20 protein-coding genes and 1 riboswitch are annotated in these 19531 nt (G+C 44.7%); of the genes, 6 read left to right on the top strand and 14 right to left on the bottom strand.

Annotation, left to right across the window (positions count from 1 at the left end):
- Positions 1–3: 3 nt before the first annotated feature.
- Positions 4–1296: a hypothetical protein gene (locus BLS14_RS08905; protein ID WP_256336312.1), complete on the bottom strand. Its 1293-nt coding sequence runs from the start codon at positions 1294–1296 to the stop codon at positions 4–6.
- A gap of 85 nt (positions 1297–1381) precedes the next feature.
- Entirely contained in the window at positions 1382–1657 is a 276-nt protein-coding gene (locus BLS14_RS08910) for an acyl carrier protein (RefSeq protein WP_064637210.1), read from the bottom strand.
- 349 nt (positions 1658–2006) lie between these two features.
- Between BLS14_RS08910 and BLS14_RS08915 the strand changes: the two genes are divergently transcribed.
- Positions 2007–2885, top strand: coding sequence for an aminoglycoside phosphotransferase family protein (locus BLS14_RS08915; RefSeq protein WP_079693904.1), 879 nt, complete (start codon positions 2007–2009; stop codon positions 2883–2885).
- Positions 2886–3394: 509 nt separating this feature from the next.
- Here BLS14_RS08915 and BLS14_RS08920 read toward each other — a convergent pair.
- Entirely contained in the window at positions 3395–4288 is an 894-nt protein-coding gene (locus tag BLS14_RS08920; protein WP_090951165.1) for an aldo/keto reductase, read from the bottom strand.
- 153 nt (positions 4289–4441) lie between these two features.
- Positions 4442–4930 carry a GNAT family N-acetyltransferase gene (locus BLS14_RS08925; protein ID WP_076289151.1) on the bottom strand — a complete coding sequence of 163 codons (489 nt, stop codon included), beginning with the start codon at positions 4928–4930 and terminating at the stop codon, positions 4442–4444.
- A 159-nt stretch (positions 4931–5089) separates the two neighbouring features.
- Between BLS14_RS08925 and xerS the strand changes: the two genes are divergently transcribed.
- On the top strand, positions 5090–6196 hold the full coding sequence (gene xerS, locus BLS14_RS08930) for a tyrosine recombinase XerS (protein ID WP_064637202.1): 1107 nt from the start codon (positions 5090–5092) through the stop codon (positions 6194–6196).
- Positions 6197–6408: 212 nt separating this feature from the next.
- Here xerS and mobB read toward each other — a convergent pair whose 3' ends face one another.
- Both mobB and glp read right to left on the bottom strand, forming a co-directional pair.
- On the bottom strand, positions 6409–6954 hold the full coding sequence (gene mobB / locus BLS14_RS08935; protein WP_176854444.1) for a molybdopterin-guanine dinucleotide biosynthesis protein B: 546 nt from the start codon (positions 6952–6954) through the stop codon (positions 6409–6411).
- A 7-nt stretch (positions 6955–6961) separates the two neighbouring features.
- The gene (glp, locus tag BLS14_RS08940; protein WP_090951748.1) at positions 6962–8230 is read right to left on the bottom strand and encodes a molybdopterin molybdotransferase MoeA; all 1269 of its coding nucleotides are present in this window, start codon (positions 8228–8230) and stop codon (positions 6962–6964) included.
- A gap of 172 nt (positions 8231–8402) precedes the next feature.
- Between glp and BLS14_RS08945 the strand changes: the two genes are divergently transcribed.
- Entirely contained in the window at positions 8403–8693 is a 291-nt protein-coding gene (locus BLS14_RS08945) for a restriction endonuclease (RefSeq protein WP_079693907.1), read from the top strand.
- A 113-nt stretch (positions 8694–8806) separates the two neighbouring features.
- On the opposite strand, the gene BLS14_RS08950 is transcribed toward BLS14_RS08945, so the two are convergent.
- The 5 genes from BLS14_RS08950 to BLS14_RS08970 form a co-directional block, all read right to left on the bottom strand.
- Positions 8807–9553: a DUF4247 domain-containing protein gene (locus tag BLS14_RS08950; protein ID WP_090951171.1), complete on the bottom strand. Its 747-nt coding sequence runs from the start codon at positions 9551–9553 to the stop codon at positions 8807–8809.
- Between the two features lie 11 nt (positions 9554–9564).
- Positions 9565–10071: a DUF4178 domain-containing protein gene (locus BLS14_RS08955; RefSeq protein ID WP_063562808.1), complete on the bottom strand. Its 507-nt coding sequence runs from the start codon at positions 10069–10071 to the stop codon at positions 9565–9567.
- 23 nt (positions 10072–10094) lie between these two features.
- Positions 10095–10496, bottom strand: a complete 402-nt coding sequence (locus tag BLS14_RS08960; RefSeq protein ID WP_063562809.1) for a DUF350 domain-containing protein — start codon at positions 10494–10496, stop codon at positions 10095–10097.
- A gap of 95 nt (positions 10497–10591) precedes the next feature.
- A complete protein-coding gene (locus BLS14_RS08965; protein ID WP_024634017.1) occupies positions 10592–11263 on the bottom strand; it encodes a PspA/IM30 family protein in 672 nt (223 codons plus the stop codon).
- 129 nt (positions 11264–11392) lie between these two features.
- On the bottom strand, positions 11393–11737 hold the full coding sequence (locus tag BLS14_RS08970; protein WP_090951173.1) for a prenylated flavin chaperone LpdD: 345 nt from the start codon (positions 11735–11737) through the stop codon (positions 11393–11395).
- Between the two features lie 149 nt (positions 11738–11886).
- Between BLS14_RS08970 and BLS14_RS08975 the strand changes: the two genes are divergently transcribed.
- Positions 11887–12675 carry a polysaccharide deacetylase family protein gene (locus tag BLS14_RS08975; protein WP_072733275.1) on the top strand — a complete coding sequence of 263 codons (789 nt, stop codon included), beginning with the start codon at positions 11887–11889 and terminating at the stop codon, positions 12673–12675.
- 132 nt (positions 12676–12807) lie between these two features.
- On the opposite strand, the gene BLS14_RS08980 is transcribed toward BLS14_RS08975, so the two are convergent.
- The 3 genes from BLS14_RS08980 to BLS14_RS08990 all read right to left on the bottom strand — a co-directional run bounded on the left by BLS14_RS08980 (position 12808) and on the right by BLS14_RS08990 (position 16133).
- Entirely contained in the window at positions 12808–13476 is a 669-nt protein-coding gene (locus BLS14_RS08980) for a 3D domain-containing protein (protein WP_090951176.1), read from the bottom strand.
- A 2-nt stretch (positions 13477–13478) separates the two neighbouring features.
- Positions 13479–13675: riboswitch (cyclic di-AMP (ydaO/yuaA leader) on the bottom strand.
- 285 nt (positions 13676–13960) lie between these two features.
- The gene (locus BLS14_RS08985) at positions 13961–14683 is read right to left on the bottom strand and encodes an amino acid ABC transporter ATP-binding protein (protein ID WP_072733276.1); all 723 of its coding nucleotides are present in this window, start codon (positions 14681–14683) and stop codon (positions 13961–13963) included.
- On the bottom strand, positions 14670–16133 hold the full coding sequence (locus tag BLS14_RS08990; RefSeq protein ID WP_083584624.1) for an ABC transporter substrate-binding protein/permease: 1464 nt from the start codon (positions 16131–16133) through the stop codon (positions 14670–14672). The genes BLS14_RS08985 and BLS14_RS08990 overlap by 14 nt, the downstream gene beginning before the upstream one ends.
- 181 nt (positions 16134–16314) lie before the next feature.
- Here BLS14_RS08990 and BLS14_RS08995 point away from each other — a divergent pair, with 181 nt between their 5' ends.
- Positions 16315–17490 (top strand): M20 family metallopeptidase, encoded by a 1176-nt coding sequence (locus BLS14_RS08995; protein ID WP_063562814.1) that lies wholly within the window; start codon positions 16315–16317, stop codon positions 17488–17490.
- A 244-nt stretch (positions 17491–17734) separates the two neighbouring features.
- Positions 17735–19486, top strand: coding sequence for an alpha-glycosidase (locus BLS14_RS09000; RefSeq protein WP_063562815.1), 1752 nt, complete (start codon positions 17735–17737; stop codon positions 19484–19486).
- Positions 19487–19531 lie beyond the last annotated feature (45 nt).

Genomic DNA, 19531 nt, shown 5'->3' on the forward strand with positions numbered 1-19531 from the left:
GAATTAGTTGTACACCTTAATGGACAAGTCAGCGAGTACCTGCCTCAGACTCACGATCAGTTCACTGCGATGTTCGTCATTACGGCCCACGACCGAGATATACAATCGTCCCTTCGGCATACCCCGATGACTCTGGATTCCCGCGGAAATACGTCGAGAGGTCAGAATTTCATTCACCATTACGGTGTTAGATGAAATAGGCATAATTCCGTACTCATCTTTCCCTTTGAATAGAAGACCGGATACATGCAAAGCGTCGAGCAACTTTCCGAACGTGAAGCCTTCAGGTAGGCCGAGAGAAAGGAAGGTAAGTAGACCGCTATGGCCGTACGTTTTCCAGCCTTTATCGAGATAAGCATTAATAAGGCCCATGGACTTGCGGGCGTTGATCTCAACAATGGGTACAATATCGCCGTCCTCTAGAATCATGGAGTCGAAGCACACGAAGCCATGGTATCCATCCTCGAATAATATCCGAAGTGCCTTTTCCATCGTATCAAAATAACCTGCGTTCTCCAGCAGAAGGAGCAAAGCCTCATCTGCTCTAATAGAACCGCCGTAATTCTGCTGCTGATTTATCATTCGCTGAACGGAAATGAAATCTCTCTCCCCGCTCTTATGAATAAACCAATGTGAGCTGAAATCGATCTCTTTTCTCAGTAGTGGTTCCAGCAGGAATTGCGAGCGCAATCCTCTTCTCTCCTGCTTATCCAGATGCTCTGCTATCCTTCGCTGCATGGCTTCATTTTCAATGAGAATATTGCCCTTGCCGGAAACACCGAATGGATCTTTCAGCAAATACGCCCCTCGCTTCAGTAACGTATTTCCGACAGCCTGTACTTCTACTACATTGTTCACTTCTGTGCCATAACACTTTTCCCCGATCCTGGTCAGCAGTCGGTTGGAGTAAAATTTGGAATTTACATACTTAACCGTCTCAAGGTTGGGCAAAGACCCCAACGACCCTTCGGCACGCAGGTACTCCTCCGTATCAGCCGTAATGGCATAAGGAGAGAGCTGTTTTACGTTGTGGGTCAACATCGCTTCACGCTGTTGATCGTCTGAAGCAAGACTGAACATGCACTGCTTGAAAACGTCCGGTTCGGGTAAGGAATTCTGTTCATCGTTCAAATCAAAGTGATAACGGCTATGAAAGGAAAAACCTAACCCATTCAGATACTCGTACAGCTTTGGATCGATTTTGCAGCGGGTGTAGAGGATATCGTCAGGTCCGCAAAAAGGAAATAACAGCTCGTCCATACATAGGACAATGGATTCCCTGTCCTTATCAGGCATAGCAGGTAACTTGGCTAAGTCCGGATCCCTCCATCGCGTTTCCGGATCAAATGTCCCCATAACGATCGTTGGAATTACTCTGGCCTCACTTCTGGACATCTTCGTACAATGATTGCTCTTGAGACTGGCAGCTTTTCAGAAAGGTAATAAATGTGTCGATAGACTGGAGATGTTCATAATCGAATTCGTCATAGTCAATGATTACGTTTAACTGATCCTCGACTTTGAGCATAAACTGGATCATTTGCAGAGAATCGAGACCAATATCGTTATTCAGTTCCGTTGCTGGGGATAGGGATTGGCGTAGTTCCGGTTGGTCTTCTTTGATAGCGCACAAAATATCTACAATTTTATCGTACATGACTACACTCCTTTAAAGTGAACATTGTGTGAGGTACAACCGAAATTATTACGCTTACATATGCATTCAAATCAAACCTAAATTCGGTTTTGATTTCTCCTCCCTCTTCCAAAGTTACAATTATTATCTTTATAATGACATTTTATGTCAAGGGATAAAAACCTATGATATTCTACTCATAACAGGGCTTCTACCAACTAAAAAATCGCTAAATATAAGGGTTTTTCCGGGTCTGCCCTCCTCATTTGGTTTTAGACGATTTTCTCCCTTTGATAAGATCAAGACAAATTGTTAAAATTTATGTACTAACGTTAGAACCCATCCATTTAATAGAAAATGAGGCGAGAACATGATTGAAATTACGATTGAACTGGTTCGTCAATTAGTCGATAGTCAATTTCCGAAATGGAGAGGCTTAACGATAACACCCGTAGAAAAAAGCGGGCACGATAACCGCACCTATCGATTGGGAGACGAAATGACAATTCGTTTACCCAGTCATGAACGTTACGCCTCTGCTGTAGAAAAAGAACTGACGTGGCTTCCAGTTTTCAAGCCTCTTCTGTCCTTGCCCATTCCAGCTCCCATTGCAAAAGGTGAACCTTCGGACGACTATCCCCTTCCCTGGTCGATCAACCAATGGATCGCAGGCGAGACCGTCACGCATACCAACGTAATCGACCTAAGCGTTTTTGCAGAAGACCTCGCTAAATTTCTGAGAGAACTCGAAGCCATTGATGCTAGTTACGGCATACCCGCAGGCATTCAAAATTTTCATCGCGGCGGGAACTTAGCGGTTTACGATACAGATACAAGGACTGTCATTGGAAAGGTATCCGGCGAATACGATCCAAAGCTTATGACTGAAATATGGGAGCTTGCCCTGGCAACGAAATATCAAGCGGCACCGTTATGGCTCCATGGTGATGTTGCGGTAGGTAATCTGCTCGTGCAAGATGGACGACTATGCGGAGTCATTGATTTTGGAACTATGGGCGCGGGCGATCCATCTAGTGATCTTGTGATGGCATGGAACTTTTTTGATGATGTAAGTCGTGATATATTCTTAAGCTCCATGAATGTTGACCAAGATACGGTTAATCGTGCCCGTGGCTGGGCTTTGTGGAAAGCACTCATCTCCTACCATTGGAATGAACCAGGCTCGGAAGCCTCGAATTGGGGAAAGCATGTCATAGATGTCATTATTCGTGACTATAAATCGCTCTAAACAGATAAGCCAACCAAAACCCTATGCAGGGCGCATAGCCCCGCGTAGGGATTTCTTTCTGCTTATCCGAAGGTTTGTTTTGCATTTTATTTTAGCCATGCCATTTATTCTCGAAATCATCTGGCAATATTAATTGCAAATCAGTGTTGACATGAAGCCGAGGATAAGGAAGTTCGTTATAACGGGTTGGTGAGATGACGTAGTGGAGATGCAGATATGTACAGGGGAGCGTAAATTGATTTTTCTATTGTGAATTTTTCATATGTTGAAATAATAATATAGTGTGCGAAGAAAGGTGCAGGTGAGTTAACGTTTTAAGCTACACGATTAAATTTCCCCATAATTATTGAATGGAAATATGGCGGAAGCACCCCCTCCCTATGGACATAGCCAGTTCGCTTTTATTGTTGTGAATTTTTCATATAATGAAAATATAAGGTTTTTGCCAATAAAAAAGCCGCCATTAAGGCGACTTTGGCATATCTCACGCTATTTTATAGCTGAAAGAATCAAGTTCGTCCAGTCCAGTCAGTTCCCGCTATTTCTTTCCAACGTTCTCTAATCTCGTCATATAACTCCTTACTCAGAGCTCCCTTGGCGACAAGATCGGCATTTTGCTGCCAACGGTTAGGTTTTGCTGTACCCACAATCGCCGTGTCTACCCCTTCTGTACTGAGCGTAAAACGTAATGCGGTTTCAACGGCTGCTTGTGCATCTTTGCCCAGAAAACCATACCCAAGTTCGCTCAAACGTTTCCAATATACAAAGGCATATGCTTCTTCCGGAAGCGAGTCATACGTCCATGCCGCATTGGCAATGGGCCGTTTGGCAATAACCCCCATATTTCTCTTTCTCGCTTCAGGCAACGTCAGATCGATGGCTTCCTGATCGGCAATGTTCAGCGAGGTTTCCAAGCTGTCGAACACGCCTGTCTGAATCGCATAAAGGGCATCCGTCGTATCGCCGCTATATCCAATAAACCTTGTTTTCCCAGCTTCCTTGGCTCGTTGCAGCACTTCTATGACTGCTCCTTGCCGAAGTACTTCTTCAGAGCAACTATGAAGGTGAATTACATCAACGTATTCCGTTTTTAGTCTTCTAAGGCTACGGTCAATCGTTTGCTCTAATACTTTGGCGTCCCAATCTGGGCCATCTACCCCAGCGGCATGTCCACATTTGGTAAACAAATAATAATCGTCTCTGCGATGTGACAGCACATCTCCAATTAACTCTTCACTATCCCCATAACATTCAGCCGTGTCAATGACGTTTAACCCTGCATCCAACGCACTGTTTAGCAATGTTTCTACATCTGCTTTGGATACGTTCTTGCCGATCTCCGCCCCACCAAACCCAAGTGTACTTACTTTCATGCCAGTGTTTCCGTAATTACGCAGTTCCATGGATCATTTCCTCCAAGCTTCGTGAATTTGGTTACAGATAATGAAAGTACATATAGTACAAATTAGTCTTCGGTATGTATTACCCTTATGGTGGGTATTACACCCACTTGTTCATCTTACTTTATGTCCTCCAACACGGATACATCCGTTGAATCAGGTTACGAAGAACTGACTCGGGTTCCCCAGTTCAGGATGAAATTTCTCACGAAAGCGGCCTCCCGTGTATTCCCCTATGATTTTCCGCCAGAATGCTTGAGCAATGACATTGTTGCGAACCTGGGTTACTTTCCACCTTCCCGGAAAACGTTCAAACAGCTCATAAGCTGCCCGGGTACCCACTCCACTACGCCGGTATTTCTGCATTACAAAAAACTCGGTCAAATAATAGTCATTATCTTTGCTGCCTGGTTCACAACGTTCTACTAATGCAAACCCAGCGGGTGCCTCATCACTCGTAATCAAAAAAGGAAACTTACGATCTTCCTCTGACCAAAAAGCGTCCAAACCGGGATACTCCGGGAAAATACCGTTGCTGTCCACATCAATATTCAGATATTTTGTAAAATCATATAGATAAAATTGCATTAAGTGCCGAATCACCTGACTGCGTTCCCGGGGAACCAGCTCTATTTTTATATTCATCCGGTTCACCTCCTCTGCTCTACTTATAACTCATACTTTAAAGCTTTACACCGCCAAGGGCAAGGAAGCATGAATCTGCTTATTCCGGTTTGGAGAACAGGCTGTGACGATTTAAATATGGTAAAATAGGATATAGCATATTTTAGAAATTATTTTATCATGGGGGTGCCGAACTTGACCAATGTGCAAAAAGAGATTGACCGACGCAAGCTGGATGACAAACTGCCTTCCATGCCTTGGTTCGTTCAGCAATTCATTGACTATAAATTACCCGATTTATCTCCTTCTACTTTGCTTGAATATTTAAGAGATTATGAAGCCTTCTTTGGTTGGTTACGCGCAGAAGGATTATCCGAGGCAAGCTCTAATAAGGAAGTTACATTGCTTGAACTGGAAGTCCTTCGAATGGAATCAGTGACATCATATCGATTATTTTTGGCCACCAAGCGTGAAGGAGCCAACTCCAGAATCACGGTTTCCCGTAAACTTTCTTCTCTGCGTTCGCTCTTTCATTATTTAAGTCAGATTGCAGAAGACGAAGATTTCTACCCCCTGCTGAAACGAAACATTATGGCGAAAATTGAGATCAAACGTACCCATAAACCCAAAGATACAGCAGCCAAACTAAAGGGTAAACTTCTGGAAGAAGAAGAGTTACTGGAGTTTATCGGATACATCCTTGAAGGATATGCCGTGGATATGGAAAAGAACAAACAGGCGATTTACTCACACGAGCTAAACAAAGAACGGGATGCCTGTATCGCCAGCCTCATTCTGAATTCGGGTTTGCGTGTATCTGAAGTGGTGAACCTGAACGTGGATGATCTGGATCTCAACAATAAGCTGCTGTATGTATATCGCAAAGGTAATAATGATGAGACATTTAAGACGCCCGTGTATTTTAGAGAACAAGCCAAGGATGAACTCGCAACTTATATCAATCTGCGCCAGTCACGTTACCGCACACCCAAACGGGAAAAAGGCTTGTTTATCGCTCTTCGCAATGGAGATTCCGAAGGAAGTCGGATGACCAAACGGGCCATACAGGCCATGATCATGAAGTACGCCAAACAATTCGGGAAGCCGTATCTGACTGTGCATAAATTGCGTCATTCTTTTGCGACCGACTATTATTTGCAAAATGATATCTATAAAACAAAAGAACAGCTTGGACATGCTTCTACGGAAACAACCGAAATTTACGCGCATCTCACGGATAAAACGATGTCTGAAGCAATTGAACGTCGCACTGATGAGGGGATATAGTCTATTTATACACCTCAGCAAGCCGATTCATTCGATTCGTTTAGATTCGTTAGATTCGTTAGATTCTTTACAAGGTAACTTAAAAAAAGCGATTCTTTCAGGAGAATGTCCTGCGAGGATCGCTTCTTTATATTTATTGCTTCGCAAAATTAATAAAAACATACTCTTTTCCTTACATTTCATATCATCAAGTTTACATAATAATTATTTCGTCATAATTTTCTTTTCTCTTCATGACCCTCAAGCGAAACCAGCCATCTTACTATATCCTGTGTTTCATGGACAGAATGCCAAACGAGGTCCTCTCTTTCCTCCATACATTCACTCTTGTCATGCGTCAGCCATGAAACAATCCCGACCACATCCTGTAACGTCTCTAATAGAGAGAGGTCTTTCTCTTCACGGACCATGACCAATTTGGGGTATGGCGCTTGTTTGTATCCCTCAATGAGAATCCAGTCGTACGGTGACAGATATTTTATCATGTCTTCCAACGACGTCGCTTGTCTTTCAATGAGTGCAGTACGTTTCTCCGACATGACAACGACTGCATCGGCCCCTGCTTGAGCAAAGCTGTAGGAATCGGTTCCTTCGTGATCCATCTCAAAATGATCGTGTCCATCATGTTTTATTACAGCCACTCTTCGTCCAGCAAAGGTAAGGGACCGGGTAAGCGCAGCAATTAAGGTGCTTTTGCCTGTGTTCTTATATCCAACAATCTGCATGATATGGGGTGAAGTGCTGCTTATTACAGACATGTATGACCTACCTGACATGACCCGTGGGAAGTCTGAGAATTCGAACCTGTTCACCAGCAGGAATGCCTTTTTTCTCGGGCGGAACAACGATCAGGCAATCACTATCTTTAATGGTGATCATAACACTGGATTCATCCACACGTGCGGCAGAAGGCTTAGCATACACCATTCCGTTACGTATCTCAGTTCGTCCACGTACAAAGCGCGTAAAATTATTGACCTTTGTATAATCATCATCCAATATGGCTGTCCATTCCTCCAAATATGGATGAGCATCAGCTTGCATCGTGCGAATCGTTGGCCGAACAAATAACTCAAAGCCGACAAAACAAGCTCCAGGATTGCCCGAAAGTGCAAAGAGCAGCTTGTCATTGACTACAGCAGCTGTCGTAACACTGCCGGGACGCATGGTCACTTTGTTAAACAGCATCTCCATGTTCCCTTCCCGAACCAGGTCACCCATAATATCATAATCTCCTACGGATACCCCACCTGTTGTGACCACCATATCATTATGTTCAAGCGCTTCTGCAAGCTTCGTACGTGCCGTATCCACATCATCAGCAATCGAACCATACATAACCGGCTCGCCCCCCGCTTCAACGACCAGAGAACGAAGCATATAGCTGTTACTGTTCCGAATACGCCCGGGTTGCAGCGGCTCGTCTACTTCCAACAGTTCTGTACCTGTTGCAAAAATGGCTACTTTGGGGCGTTTGTATACAGGCACTTGGCCTACGCCGAATGTTGCCAGCACGGATTGTTCACCTGCCTGAATAATCGTTCCTGCTTCAAGCAGCAATTGGCCCTCATGAACTTCCAATCCAATTGGCGTAATGTTGGCCTCCGGCTGAATCTGGCGCTTCAGGGCAATCCATTGTTCCCCGTGCTCTTCTTTGCTTTCAGTCATCTCCATCATAACAACAGCATCTGCACCTTCCGGTATCTGAGCTCCTGTCATGATCCGAGCAGCTGTACCGGATGTAATCGTAAGATCCGATGTATATCCGCATGGAATTTCATCAATGATACGGAGCCAAATCTGCTGCTCGCTGGATGCTTCAATCGTATCCGAGCTTAGAATCGCGAACCCATCCATTCCGGAACGACGAAAGAATGGGTAAGGATGGGGAGCATGAATCGTCTCAGCAAGCGTTCGACCATGTGCTTGTTCAAGTGTTACTTTTTCTGTTGAACCCGATCTGACATGAGCAGCAACTTTCGCCTGCGCGTCCGGCACCTGTATAGCTTTACGGATAAATTTCGCAGTCGTCATATCCGTTAAATGTGTATTTATTTTCAATGGTGATAGAACCTCCCTGAGTCATTTGTTCATATTAAAAAGTGTAGCCCGAAAGCCAGGTCATGACAAGTACTCTCCTACCCCCCATTCACATGAAAGACGAATACACAGACCATAATATGTAAGAGAAAAGGAGCTGACCTTGATGAACCAACGATGCGAATTATGTGGAAGGGAGCCTGTCGAGACAACAGTCCACCACCTGACACCAAAGGAAATGGGCGGAACGCACATGCCTACTGCCGATCTCTGTATCCCTTGCCACAAACAAATTCATTCTCTGTATACCAATCGCGATATTATAGCCTTAGGTTTAACTGAGATACAGGCCCTAAGGCAAGATGAGCGCATCGCTCCTTATATCCGCTGGATTCGCAAACAACCAGCCACAACCATTCCTCGTGTTCGAAAGTCCCATCATGTCCGCAAATCGTAAAACAAAAAGAACAGCCTCCAAGGTCATTTTCAGTGGCATAGCTCGCTCCACCTTACCTTTTCACTGTTCTTCTGCGAATGATTTAATATTGCGGGCCCCATTCAAGAGATGTGCTACCTACGCCTCATGATTCGGCCACCGCCAACCCTCGTTTTGGGCTTTTTATAAGAGCTCTTGGGTGAATCAAACAATCCTCCAAGACCGCCACTGCTTTTATTACGATCAATTGTGCCTTTGCTTTGTTCCTTATTTCGGCTGAATAATCCTCCACCGGACCCTACGCTCGAATCCTTATCGCTGCCACGCCGGGTAATTGACCCTTTTCGGTCAACGGTAATCGGTGGAGCAACCTTTTTGTCTTTACTCGTCGGTGTCCGATAAGAACCTTCACTTGGTTTGTACGTGTCCTTGTTCGTATAACCACGATACGTACCGGACCCTCTACCCCCAAACGAATCAAACAAATTACCAATTAATGTTGCGGTTAAGTAACCTTGCAAAAATGACGAATCATAATTCTTCCGAACATATTCCTTGGAATCCACCTCAACCAAGGTGTCTTCCGCTTTATTCGGGTCTTGCTGCAAATGATAATACTGGTCCTGATACACCAGGAACATCCGCTCTGTATTTTCCGCCGAGATCTGATCCGGCTTCCGTTGTTCAGATAATTCCTGAGCAACCTCTGGAACGGTACGATCGGCAGCTCGGTACACATAGGATGTCGTGTTACCACTGCCGCTGACCGATTCAAGCGGATATGTGTCCTGAACGGAAGGTGCTCCGCACGCGGACAGCAGCGACATCACAAGGCTGAGGACCAGCATTAATTTTAATCCATGTGCCAAGCGCTTTTTCATTGGAACCTCTCCTAGCTCGAACGAATCACTTTGATATCCGCAGGAAGAATGGACTCACCCTCATACAGCGTAAATCTTCTGTCTTGCCACTCCACACGCAAAAGCATGTTATCATCAGACTGATATTGCCATACTAATTGTTCCCCAGCCTGACCATAGGGTGTCCTGCCTGCAGTGGTTACCATTCCTCCGTATTCTTCCTCCAGATGATACGCACGTCCATCCAGATCCAGCAACGTAGGCACCTCGTCTGGTGCATCAAGACGGCCATCAATGGGTGTATAGAGGGCATACCGGGTCATTTCCCGTTCTTCAATATGCAAATGTCGGATTGCCGTACCATCCTGCAACGTGAGGACAGCTGCATTCCGCGCTCGATGATGTACCCGTCCAACCACTTCATAGGTGACCAGCGAAACCTCACAGATATCACCAGGTGCCAGCTGAAGCATTGTTTTCTCTGCCTTAGGAGGTTCAGGTTTGGCTATTATCCCTTTAATCCGTTTCCACACACTCATACCCATTACTCCTGTTCTTTATCTTATAAACAAGCTGCAATAATTAATGCGCCCACGATATGTAGTGCACCTGAGAACAAACCATAACCTGTCTTGCCCTGCTGTATTCCCGTATCCAGATCCAGGTTGGCCCATCTCCGAATCATAAAGTGAACCACACTCTCCAGAATCAGCAAAATGATAAATGAAACAACGGATACCAACAACGCTTCTCCAAGATGACCCGCTGTCGAAATGGAGGTGGCGAGTACATATCCCTGAGCAAACAGCTTCATAACCATACGTGTTGTAACGGCCATATTGCCCGCCTTCACTTCGGCAAAATCCTTATACTTCGTGAACAAAGAATCCACATACATTAAGACAAACAGCAAAACCGAACCCGATAACGTCCAGACCAGCATTGCCAAAATGTTCAAATCCATTTACATAGCCCCCACATCTCAACATGAACCGCAATTAAAAGCGAAGGAGAAACGCTGGTCTCTCCTCCGCTGGTGCCCCTGCTTGCTTACAAGGTTTAGTTCTTATTTTCGTATTGCTTCATCAATGCTGCCAGTTCATCCTCAACAGCCTGATCCTTGCCCAGCTTCTCGAACTCATCATCCAGCGATTTTCCTTTGGACGACATCTCATTGCTAGCTTCAGCCTGAGCTTCCATCTGCATCATTTTTTCTTCCATACGCTTCATGCCGGCACTTGCAGTATCGGAGCCAAATCCGTTCAGCGCCTTGTTGATTTCGGTTTGAGCTTTTGCAGCGTTGTAGCGCGCAACCAATGTTTCACGTTTATTTTTCATTTGGGTCAACTGTTTGCGCATTTCGTCCAGCTTGCCACGAAGGTTATCGGCAGAAGCCTTGTTTTGATCATAGCTTGTTTTGTATTCAGCCATCTTCTCTTCAGCCACTTTTTTCTCTTCCAGTGCCCGACGAGCCAAATCCATATTCTGTGCACGCGCTGCTGTATGTGCTTGCTCCTCACGTTTCTTCACGAGAGCTTCCTGTTCTTCGAACAGCTGCTTGAATTTCTTCTCAATAGCGATCTGTGCAGCAACAGCTTTCTCCGCATCTTCCAGATCTTCCTGCATATCTCGGATATATTGATCCGTCATCTTGATCGGATCTTCTGCCTTGTCAATAATAGAGTTAATGTTAGACATCGTTAAATCGCGCAATCGTTTGAAAATGGACATTATGGTATTCCTCCTAGTCGATAGTTCATCCTTGTATATAAACATACATACGTGGCAATGTTCTACTCGTTTCAATTTTAACAAAAAAAATCATAAAAAACGATTTTAGCCTACTTAGCGTCCATCGAACTATTGAATCAGTTGACTAGTTTGGCACAGCTCTTCATCAAGCAGCTTCTCTGCAGTCTGCACAATCTCATCAATCTGCATGCGCGTAATTGCATCAAAGTGAATCCCCATAATCACGGTCACGGTTACTTTTAAATGTAGGGCAGCCTTACGTGCGAGCCTTTCACACAGCTCTTGCTCTTTATGCCCCGGAATATGCATCGTAGCCCCGCTTACCCGCTCACGGTCCGGATAAAATGTCGCTACTGCTCCAATATGTGATCTGCCTCCAGTTACCATAAACAGCTTGTCTTCCCCTGCCTCAATCACCTGTAAACGAACGGAATTTAAGTCGTATGTACTCATCCTGATCCACCTGTCCTTTTCTATATATATATGGTGGAATTATGGCTCCGATTTGATAAATCAGCAATGAAACATCTCACATTATGCATAAATACGGATGGCCCCGGGCATACCAAAGAGAACGCAATTTGGGAAAAGGAGGCACTAACATGCGTATACGCCTCATAATGTTATCCATCATGGTCATTCTTCTGGGAGGAAGTTACGCTCCTGCTCAGTTATGGGCTTCTTCAAGCCCGCAAACCGAACCTGCTTCGAAGTCTGATTCTTCTGAAGAGGAGCAGCTGACGCTGGGACAGCTCAGACAGAAATATGCGGATACATTCAAAACAAATGGCCCCTCGACAAAAAAGGTCGCACTGACTTTTGATGACGTACCTGATCCACGGTTCACCCCGCAGGTGTTGGATATTCTAAAAAAATACAAGGTGCGGGCTACGTTTTTCATTGTGGGACATCGCGCTGAGAAACATCCGGATTTAGTGAAACGCATGGTAAAGGAAGGGCATATTGTTGGCAATCACAGCTACAATCACCCGGAGTTCAGTAAGCTGTCCATGAATGCATTTCGCAAACAAATCTTACATACCGGGGATATTATTCGGAATCTGGCGGGGTACACGCCCAAAATGATTCGTCCACCTTATGGCGACATTAATGAGCAACAGCTGCAATGGGCGGCCAAACAACATTACAGCATTGTGAATTGGAACGTCGATTCCCTGGACTGGAAGGGCCTCTCCAAAGAGGAAGTCAAACAAAACATCCTGTCGGCCGTTAAACCAGGTTCCATTGTTCTGCAACATGCAGGAGGCGGTGTCGGATCGAAGCTGAGTGGTACCATCGAGGCGTTGCCTGAAGTTATCGAGGAATTGCGAAACCGCGGGTACGAGCTGGTGACTTTGGACGAAATGCTGGAACTGCCAAAGGGTAAATAGGTTTAGAATACGGCAGTCGGATATTCAAAAGGGTGTCCTTCATTCACATTATCGTGATTGGAGAACACCCTTTATTGTTTAATTTAGATTTAGTTGGAGTCACATATGATGATGTGCAGCTACGCTTTGATTTTATTTCAAAATGTAAAGTTCAACATCCTGAATACCAAATGTGCTCACGGATTGCTTGCTGCCAGGAATAAAGATATCGATCTTGTGACCTTTAATGGCACTACCCACATCACGAGCCGTTGCTACAAATGCCTGTTTTGGCAGTCCTGGATGTGTATGACCTGTCACCAGTACCTTTGTACCCAATGGAATGATACTTGGGTCTACTGCAATGGTACCCAATTCAAGCGGATTACCGAAGTAATCCACGGCACCCCATCCTCCATTTTCGGAAGCGTCTGCGGAGTATGCTGTTGCTTTGACGTCGACAGCTTTGCTGTAATCAAACGTTTTACCCCAGGCTTGTACAACTTTACTATCTGCATTAACGTCAAGGCTTGCGGCAGTTACCGTTTTGGCCTCCGTTTTAGCTGCTGCTGCAGAAGCTGTGTTCGTTGTTTTACCAGGGATCGTAATTTTCAAACCACCATAAATGTTGTAAGCTGAAATCTCATTGTTAGCTTTAATAAGAGCGTTAAGTCCAACTCCATATTGTTTGGATAAGGTGTAGAAGGTATCCCCCTCTTTGGCCACATGAACTGAATCAGCATGAGCCGGAACGGCCTGAATGAGCATTGCTGCTGTCAGCAAAGCTGTTGCTGTTTTGGCTATACGTTTCTTGTTAATCATGGTCTTCCTCCCTCATTATGCCTGCGAAGTTAGTTGTCGGATTCGGATGGAGGAAACCACCCTATAGGTTCAATTACATTAATAATTTATGTAGCCCTAATTCACCCCAAGCCGTGTGCAAATGATTCTTCCCCAAGCACACTCTGCATCGTTACATCCCCCACACTCCCAACTCCGGAAGTTTCGGCAGGAACAAATATATCACAACTTTGTAACCAAGAGTCGTAGTAAATGTTACCATCTGGCTAATTCACTTCAATATTTTTGCTGAATTCAAGCGATTTTTTCAAAAAAATGTCTATTTGAGCTTATATCGTTGATGACAGAAACGTTACTTTTTATGTAAATCCGTGTGTATTCACACGCAACAAAACAATCCCTGCCGACAGGTCGCCGACAGGGATCTATGAGGGAATAAGAATTCTCATCCACAGTATATATTTTGCATTTTCATCCAATTCATCCTAATGATGACTTGGATGTATTAGAGCACTTTAGCAAGGAAGTCACGTGTACGTGCATGCTTAGGCTCACCAAACACTTCAGCAGGGGTTCCTTCTTCTACAATAACCCCGCCATCCATGAACAGGATGCGGTCCCCTACTTCGCGTGCGAAGCCCATCTCATGCGTTACAATAACCATAGTCATGCCGCCCTCTGCAAGCCGCTTCATGACATCCAGTACTTCACCGACCATTTCAGGGTCCAGTGCTGAAGTAGGCTCGTCAAACAGCATGACATGCGGCTGCATCGCAAGCGCTCTTGCAATAGCTATCCGTTGTTTCTGTCCACCGGACAGCTGATTAGGATAAGCGTCTTTTTTGTCAGACAGGCCAACCGTCTTCAGCAAATCTGCGCAGATTTGTTCCGCTTCCTGTGCAGATTGTTTTTTCACTTTAATGGGAGCAATCGTAATGTTCTGCTGCACCGTTTTGTGCGGGAACAGATTGAAATGCTGGAATACCATCCCCATTTTTTCACGAGTTGCATTAATGTTGTGTTTAGGGTCAGTGATCGAAACTCCCTCAAAGTCAATCTCACCGGAAGTAGGCTGCTCCAATAAGTTAAGACAGCGCAAAAAGGTACTTTTCCCCGATCCGGACGGACCGATGACCACGACAACCTCGCCTTTGCCAATTGTTACGTTAATGCCCTTGAGCACATCGTTATTTCCATATGATTTGTGTAATTGTCTAACGTCTATCACTTGCACTCAACTTCCTTTCCAGTCGACCCAGCAGCTTGGACAAAATGAACGTCAGCACAAAGTAAATGGCCGCTGCAATCAGGAATGGATTCATTCCTTGGTACGTAATGTTTTTGACTACACTTGCCTGGTACATAATGTCCACCATACCAATAACCGAGATGATGGAAGATTCCTTGATAATGGTCACGAATTCATTACCGATCGCCGGCAACACCGCTTTGAACGCTTGTGGAAGCACAATGAAGCGCATTGCCGCACCTCTACCCATTCCCAGGGAACGAGCTGCTTCCAACTGGCCTCGATCCACACCCTGTATACCAGCGCGGAAAATCTCGGCAAGATAGGCACCACTATTAATGGATAGTGTGATAATCCCCGCCTGAAGCGGCGTGAAATTAATCCCCAACGTTAGAGCAAGACCGTAATAGATAATCATCAACTGAACCAGCATTGGTGTACCACGAATAACTTCAACGTAAGCTGTTCCGATCCAACGCAGAATTGAAACGTCATGCAGACGTAACAGACAGATGATCAAACCGATAATTACCCCGAATATTACACCGAGTGCAGACAGTAAGAGGGTGTAACCTACGCCTGTTGCATAAAAGCTTTTGTATTCCCAGAACACTTGAAAAATGTTTTGATCTTTTTTCACCTTGTCTGCCATCAACTGGCTTGCCTCGGTAACCAACTGATCGATTTTATTTTCGCTTTTCAGACGTTCGAGCGTTCCGTTCACTGCATTCAGCAATTCCGTATTGCCCTTACGAATCCCAATTGCCGCTTCGGCCTGCTCTTCATCCGGAATAGCCGGTGCTAATCCAATCACATCATCCAGATAACCGGCAGCCACCGTATCTTCAACGATCGCAGCATTTACACGATTGGTCTGCAATTGCAGCACGATATCAGATATTTTATCAAGTGCTGTCAGTTTTGCGCCTGGGATTCCCTGGCCAATCGTTTCCTGAATGGAGCCTTTTTGAACTCCAATCTTTTCATTTTCCAACTCCGCCATGGTTGGATATTTATCTTTATCCGCATTGCGAATCATGATGACTTGCTTTGATTTATAATAGGTATCGGAGAAGTCAATGCTTTGTCTACGATCATCTGTTGGCGTCATTCCCGAGATGACCATATCCACACGACCACTCTGCAACGCAGGAAGAAGTCCGTCAAAACCCATATCCTCTATTACAAGTTCTGCGCCAAGATCGGCAGCAATTTCTTTAGCAATCGAAATATCAAATCCGACAATTTGGTCTTTACCATCAATCACTTTATGGAATTCATATGGTGCAAAATCGGCACTTGTACCGAGCACCAGCTTTTTACTGCCTGAATTGCTTGTAGTTCCCGTTGCCAACGCAACAGGTGCAACCGTAGTAAGCAAGACCACAAGAGCTAGCAGCATCATGGTGTAACGACTAATCAATTTCAACCCTGTTCTCCCCTTATAATACTTTGTATGCTTTCTGTTGTTGATGCCTGAGTCATTATAAAGTAGAATGCATGATTATGCAATGAATTTCGACATTACAAATCCTGACTAGTTTCTGAAAAATAACCGCAACTATGATATAATTATTGAATTATTTTCATTTTTGCTTAAGGAGTCCACCATGACACATACCAAAACACAAATTTTAACTGTAATTGATCAATATGCTTCCCGTTTTAAAGAGATTTCATCATACATTGGTGCCAATCCGGAACTTGGTAACGAAGAATACCTCGCCTCTGCTCGGTTAAAAGAAGAACTTGCCTACCACGGTTTTTCCGTAGAAGCTCCTGTTCTTGGCTTAGATACCGCATTCATCGGTACGTATGCTGCATCCAAACCAGGTCCGACTATTGCCCTGTTATGTGAATACGACGCACTTCCGGAAATCGGTCATGCTTGTGGACACCATCTAATCTGCATGATGAGCCTCGGAGCTGCGGTAGGTCTGAAGTCCATACTGGATGAAGTGGGCGGAACATTAAAAGTATTCGGTACACCAGCGGAAGAAACGCGTGGCGCTAAAGTTCCTATGGCTGAAGCAGGTTTATTTGATGACTGTGATGTCGCGCTAATGGCTCACCCTTACTACGCCTATGAGAAATCTGGAAGCTCCCTGGCTATTGATGCCGTACAATTTGAATTCCATGGGAAATCTTCACATGCTGCTGCAAGTCCACATGAAGGCATTAATGCCCTAGATGCGGTGATCCAGACATTTAATGGCATTAATGCGTTCCGACAACAAGTGAAAAGCACGGTTCGTATTCACGGTGTTATCAATAGCGGAGGACAGGCAGCCAATATTATTCCTGACTATGCTTCAGCCCAATTCTATGTACGTGCCTCGACGAGAAAAGAGTTGAATATTCTCACTCAACGCGTAATTCAGATCGCGGAAGGTTCTGCTCTGCAAACCGGATGCCGGCTTGTTACATCTAATTATGAGACTTCCTATGATGAGATGGTCACGAATGAATCATTATCTGCTGCTTTTAGTACTAATCTGCTTGAACTCGGCATTTCTCAAGAGGAGATCGTGAGTGGGAACGACCATGGTTCTATGGATATTGGTAACGTATCCTTGCGTTGTCCTGCGATCCATCCTTATATCCGTGTTGTGGACGAAGTTCATACGCTTCATTCCATTGAATTCCGTGATCTGGCGCTTCAGGAACGGGCCCTGGATGGTATGATCCTTGGAGCCAAGGCACTTGCTGCAACTGCTTATGATGTTCTTACACAGCCTGAATTGCTGCAAACCATTCAAACAGAGTTTAAGCAAGCAAGTCGCTAAGTTTTTCGCAAAATACTTCGTCTTAACAGTAGGGTGTTCTGCAGGACCTGCATTTGGGGTCTTAAGGAGCGCCCTTTTTGTTATCATAAATACGTATATACGGACACAAGCTGGAAATGCTGTGAAAAGAAAACGTTGAAAAATGTTGAAATTTTTACATTTAGCGGCTGTACTTATGGTTCACATGCTGTCTAACTTGGTTATTTATAGCTATAACTTTATCTTAAGTTCAGGAGGTGTTGTCATGCTGCTCGAAGCGATGTACCACGTTCCCCGCGATAAATGGGCTTATGCTTATAATCCCTCGACCATTCACCTGCGTGTACGAACGAAGAGAGACGATGTACAATATGTGACTGCACTGACTGGTGATAAATACGATTGGAATGGAACCTATAAGGAAATTCAATTGGAGAAAGCGGCTTCTGACAGTATGTTTGATTATTGGGAAACGGCAGTTAAGCCCAAATTCAAGCGTCTGACTTACATCTTCCGTATCACCGCCGGTACCGAAAATATATATCTGGCTGATAACGGAATCCATTATGCTCCCCCGTACCCTACAGGAGGATATTATGAATTTTCCTACATTCATGAAATCGATGTATTTAAGGTTCCCGAATGGGCCAAAGAAGCCGTGTTCTACCAAATCATGACCGAAAGGTTTGCTAATGGCAATCCCGACCTGAACCCTGAAGGAACCCAGGAATGGGGTGGCCGACCTGAACTGGATAACTACTTTGGCGGAGACCTGCAAGGTGTGCTCAATCACCTGGACGATCTGACTAAACTCGGTGTTAATGCCATTTACTTTACCCCGCTGTTCCAAGCAAACTCCTACCATAAATACGATACCGTTGATTATAAAAAAGTAGATCCTCATTTCGGGGATAATGAAATGCTCAAAAAAGTAGCAGAACAATGTCATCGCCGTGGAATCCGTGTCATGCTTGACGCGGTTTTTAACCATTGCAGCGAAGACTTCCCTCCTTTTCAGGATGTCCTGAAGAATGGAAAAAACTCCAAATATGCAGACTGGTTTCATATCAATGAATATCCGGTGCAGATTAAGGATGGTATCCCAACCTACGATACCTTTGGGTTTTATGGCAATATGCCGAAGTTCAACACGGCCAATCCCGAAGTAAAAGACTATTTGCTTGATGTGGCTGAATATTGGATCAAGGAGATCAAACTCGACGGTTGGCGACTCGATGTTGCGAATGAAGTGGATAACCATTTTTGGCGCGATTTCCGCAAAGTGGTCAAAACCGCCAATCCGGAAGCCTATATTGTAGGCGAAGTATGGAGTGATTCCCTGACCTGGCTCATGGGAGATCAATTTGATTCCGTGATGAACTACCCTTTTGCTGACAAGGTGCTTGAGTTCTTCTGTGGTTCTATGGATGGTTATAACTTCGCTAACGAGATGGGATCACTCATTATGCGTTACCCGCAACAGACGAATGAAGTCATCTTCAACATGCTGTGCAGTCATGATACCCCACGTCTGCTTACTCGGGCTGGAGAAGACAAACGCAGATTAAAATTGTCGGTTGTGTTTCTTTTCACTTATATTGGTACACCCTGTATATTCTATGGGGATGAGGTTGGTATACGCGGAGAGAGTGACCCGGATTGCCGTAAATGCATGCAATGGGATCCTGCCAAGCAAGATCAGGAGCTTTATGACTTCTACCGCCTGATGATTGATTTGCGGAAAAGTAATGAAGCTCTACGCAAAGGTCGCTTTCGTTTTTTGAAGGCGGATCACAATGATCCATGTATCATTTATGAACGTATGGATGACACTCTTCACTTCACAGTGTGGATGAACAATACTCCACAAGAACGTACCCTGTCACATCCGATGGAAACAAAGGACTGGAAGGATGCACTAACCGAAGATGCTGTTGTTCCCACCAATGGAATGATGAATATTAAACTTGATCCTTACGGATACCGTATTTTGTATAGACAATTGGAACCGAGTTAACTAATTTCCAGAAAACTCCTGAAATATTGAATGACCCTTTAATGA

This window comes from Paenibacillus sp. OK060, assembly GCF_900101205.1.
GTDB lineage: Bacteria > Bacillota > Bacilli > Paenibacillales > Paenibacillaceae > Paenibacillus > Paenibacillus marchantiae.

Excerpts from the sequence above, each read along its gene's own strand:
- BLS14_RS08925 (WP_076289151.1), bottom strand. The coding sequence starts at position 4,930 with ATGAATATAAAAATAGAGCTGGTTCCCCGGGAACGCAGTCAGGTGATT.
- BLS14_RS08955 (WP_063562808.1), bottom strand. The coding sequence starts at position 10,071 with ATGAGTGTGTGGAAACGGATTAAAGGGATAATAGCCAAACCTGAACCT.
- BLS14_RS08920 (WP_090951165.1), bottom strand. The coding sequence starts at position 4,288 with ATGGAACTGCGTAATTACGGAAACACTGGCATGAAAGTAAGTACACTT.
- glp (WP_090951748.1), bottom strand. The coding sequence starts at position 8,230 with ATGACGACTGCGAAATTTATCCGTAAAGCTATACAGGTGCCGGACGCG.
- BLS14_RS08965 (WP_024634017.1), bottom strand. The coding sequence starts at position 11,263 with ATGTCCATTTTCAAACGATTGCGCGATTTAACGATGTCTAACATTAAC.
- mobB (WP_176854444.1), bottom strand. The coding sequence starts at position 6,954 with ATGTCTGTAATAAGCAGCACTTCACCCCATATCATGCAGATTGTTGGA.
- BLS14_RS08970 (WP_090951173.1), bottom strand. The coding sequence starts at position 11,737 with ATGAGTACATACGACTTAAATTCCGTTCGTTTACAGGTGATTGAGGCA.
- BLS14_RS08945 (WP_079693907.1), top strand. The coding sequence starts at position 8,403 with ATGAACCAACGATGCGAATTATGTGGAAGGGAGCCTGTCGAGACAACA.
- BLS14_RS08960 (WP_063562809.1), bottom strand. The coding sequence starts at position 10,496 with ATGGATTTGAACATTTTGGCAATGCTGGTCTGGACGTTATCGGGTTCG.
- BLS14_RS08975 (WP_072733275.1), top strand. The coding sequence starts at position 11,887 with ATGCGTATACGCCTCATAATGTTATCCATCATGGTCATTCTTCTGGGA.
- BLS14_RS08995 (WP_063562814.1), top strand. The coding sequence starts at position 16,315 with ATGACACATACCAAAACACAAATTTTAACTGTAATTGATCAATATGCT.
- BLS14_RS08905 (WP_256336312.1), bottom strand. The coding sequence starts at position 1,296 with ATGCCTGATAAGGACAGGGAATCCATTGTCCTATGTATGGACGAGCTG.
- BLS14_RS08950 (WP_090951171.1), bottom strand. The coding sequence starts at position 9,553 with ATGAAAAAGCGCTTGGCACATGGATTAAAATTAATGCTGGTCCTCAGC.
- BLS14_RS09000 (WP_063562815.1), top strand. The coding sequence starts at position 17,735 with ATGCTGCTCGAAGCGATGTACCACGTTCCCCGCGATAAATGGGCTTAT.
- BLS14_RS08915 (WP_079693904.1), top strand. The coding sequence starts at position 2,007 with ATGATTGAAATTACGATTGAACTGGTTCGTCAATTAGTCGATAGTCAA.
- BLS14_RS08980 (WP_090951176.1), bottom strand. The coding sequence starts at position 13,476 with ATGATTAACAAGAAACGTATAGCCAAAACAGCAACAGCTTTGCTGACA.
- BLS14_RS08910 (WP_064637210.1), bottom strand. The coding sequence starts at position 1,657 with ATGTACGATAAAATTGTAGATATTTTGTGCGCTATCAAAGAAGACCAA.
- xerS (WP_064637202.1), top strand. The coding sequence starts at position 5,090 with ATGGGGGTGCCGAACTTGACCAATGTGCAAAAAGAGATTGACCGACGC.